Annotated in this window: 3 protein-coding genes; all 3 read left to right on the forward strand. The window is 31.0% G+C overall.

Features of this window, described 5'->3' with window-relative positions; translation table 11 throughout:
• Window positions 1-476: 476 nt before the first annotated feature.
• Window positions 477-1,295 carry an RHS repeat-associated core domain-containing protein gene (locus tag C0512_RS15030; RefSeq protein WP_290863030.1) on the forward strand — a complete coding sequence of 273 codons (819 nt, stop codon included), beginning with the start codon at window positions 477-479 and terminating at the stop codon, window positions 1,293-1,295.
• A 1-nt stretch (window position 1,296) separates the two neighbouring features.
• Window positions 1,297-1,743: a hypothetical protein gene (locus C0512_RS15035; RefSeq protein WP_290863032.1), complete on the forward strand. Its 447-nt coding sequence runs from the start codon at window positions 1,297-1,299 to the stop codon at window positions 1,741-1,743.
• Window positions 1,744-2,064: 321 nt separating this feature from the next.
• A partial coding sequence (locus C0512_RS16045; protein WP_367161175.1) for an RHS repeat-associated core domain-containing protein occupies window positions 2,065-2,730 on the forward strand: 666 nt, incomplete at its 3' end.

Genomic DNA, 2,730 nt, shown 5'->3' on the forward strand with positions numbered 1-2,730 from the left:
AGATAATTTTTATAGAGGTCGGTATGAGTTTGAGGAAAAATTGTTTGATGAATATTTAAATAAGAAATGTTATTATATCGAATTTGATACAAGTGGTAAAATAAATTTACTCGCAGAAAAAGTGTTCTTCGTAATGTAGAGGGTAATGTTCTAAAGTTGGTGATTAACCAAAACCCACAATTTAATCATTTGTAAATCAATCCGTAAATAAAATTTAAAACCAAAAGGCAAGCGTAAAGTTTGCCTTTTTTACATTTTAGAATCGCTTAAAACGAATGTAATGAAGAAAAATGATACCGTTTTTCAGATTTAGTGTTGGAGAATTTGACAATTTCATGTAGTTAATAATAATCTGGTTTTGCAAAATGTTCAATGAAATGCTCCGAAAATGCGAATGACTATGCGGAATATTTTAATATATTTGATAAAAGATAGCTCAAAGCAAACGTTCTTAAAAATACCTTGAAGTAACATATTTGGAGTATAAGTATAAATATCAAGGACAAGAGCTCCAAGATGAATTAGGGCTTAACTGGTACTCGTTCAAATGGAGGAATTATGACCCAGCAATTGGACGCTTCATGAGTATTGACCCTTTAAGTGAAAAATACGCATATCAATCACATTATAACTTCTCCGAAAATAGAGTAATCGATGGTTTTGAACTGGAAGGGCTTGAAGTTGTTTTAATAAACCCAACTAAGTCAGCTTCAACAGAACAACAAAAGGCAGCAGACAAAAGAATTGAAAGTGGAGCCAAGAATATTCCTAATAGCAGTACATTAATCACAGTAACAGGACATGGTAGCCCAAAAGGAATGTCAAATGATGTTAGAGGAGACAAAATCAGAACTGCCAGTCAATTAAATGCGGTTTTAAATCGTAATAGCGATGATTGGAAGAATAAAGAAAGTGGAGAAGGAATGACAGTTGTTTTATATTCTTGTCGTACAGGTTCAGACCTTAAAGACAAAGATGGAAATTCAATAGCTCCTTCATTTGCTCAAACAGTATCTGGTTCTGATGAGTTTAAAGATGTAGAAATTATAGCTCCTGATCAAAGAGTATATTTCACAGAAGATGGACCAATAGGAACATTTGAATCTAAATCTCAAGGAAAAGATGATGAGTATAAAAGAGATAGCAACGGAGACCCAAAAAACAAAGAGCCCAATAAAAATAAACCTGGTAATTGGAATGTTTATAAAAATGGTCAACTAATTAGGAGTTATCAAGGCGACTGGCAACCTACAAATAATCCGAGTTTATGGGATCAATTAACAAAAGTAAATTAAAATGGATAGTATATTAAAAGTTCTAGTTTTTAGTTTTTTTGCAATTATGTTAATAAATTGTAATAAAAAAGAAAAGCAAAAAGAGTTCTCATTAAATGAGCCTAGTATGTCATATAATGATTTAAAAGAGTTAGCATTAACTAAAGGAGATACTATTGCTTATAAAGAAATGAGTACTGCATATATGGACTCTCCTAACGACGATAGATTTTTATATACTGCTTTAATTATGGCTAATAAGCATAATTATCATTTAGCCTACGAAGATGTGTATTATGTATTAACCGATTTTTATCACAAAAAAGAATTTACCGAGTTAGAAGGGTTAGATAAAAAAACTCGAAAATTAGCTTTAGACTTCTTAAAACAAGGTGCAATAATTGGAAATATTGAATGTCAAAGGATTTTCAACTATTATAAAAATAATAATTTATTAAATGAGGATTAATAAGAATTAAACAACAACAAACCCATCTAATAGCTGGGTTTAGTGTTATAAAATCCTAGCTCGGCAAAGTATTCTAGCAAAGATTTCCTATGAAAAGCTCCGCAAATGTCTCCCGACTTTGCGGAAATTTTTAATATATTTGATAAAAGATAATTCAAATCAAACGTTCTTAAAATACTTGAAGAGAATCACTATTATCCATTTGGTTTAAAGCATACCAACTATCTTAATGACGTCAAAAAATTTACTTTTGAACCTAGTCCTATTGGATTTAACAACCCAGAGGAGTATAAAATTAAACAGCCTACCGATGGATCGTTGTTGGAGTATAAGTATAAGTACAATGGAAAAGAGTGGCAAGACGAGTTGGGGCTTAACTTTTATGACTACGGAGCTAGAAATTATGACCCCGCCATTGGTAGATGGATGAATATTGACCCGCTTGCGGAGCAAAGTAGAAGATGGACGCCTTACAATTATGCATATAATAATCCTGTTTATTTTATTGACCCTGACGGAATGCAATCTGTTGGTAATCCGATAAAGAAAATTATATCTTCAACTTCATCAGGAAATATGAAGAGTATTGGGCTTACTGAAAATTTACGATTAACTTCACCATCAAATAAAAGTTTTTCAGGTAGTTCATCTCAAGTTAGTATAATGAAGGATGACAATAGTAGAACTAATAATAATATTGTTGCTAAATTTTTAGGAGTTCAGTCTGCAGAATTTACACGTTCAGTTAGTATTACAACAACTAAACGAGAAGGACAATATTATAATAAAAGTGGAGATAAAGTTGATAATATTAAAGATGCTTCTAAATTAATTATTTCTGAATATTCAAGAACTGAAACAGCAACATTAGAAGGTGGTGCAGGTACAAAAATTAATACAAATAGCATTGATATTACTGAGAATATTTCTAGCACAACTTTTAATGTTGCTGTTTCAGTTCTTGAATATTCAGAAATAATTAATTTA

The organism is Flavobacterium sp. (assembly GCF_013822155.1).
Lineage (GTDB): Bacteria > Bacteroidota > Bacteroidia > Flavobacteriales > Flavobacteriaceae > Flavobacterium.

Excerpts from the sequence above, each read along its gene's own strand:
- C0512_RS15035 (WP_290863032.1), top strand. The coding sequence starts at position 1,297 with ATGGATAGTATATTAAAAGTTCTAGTTTTTAGTTTTTTTGCAATTATG.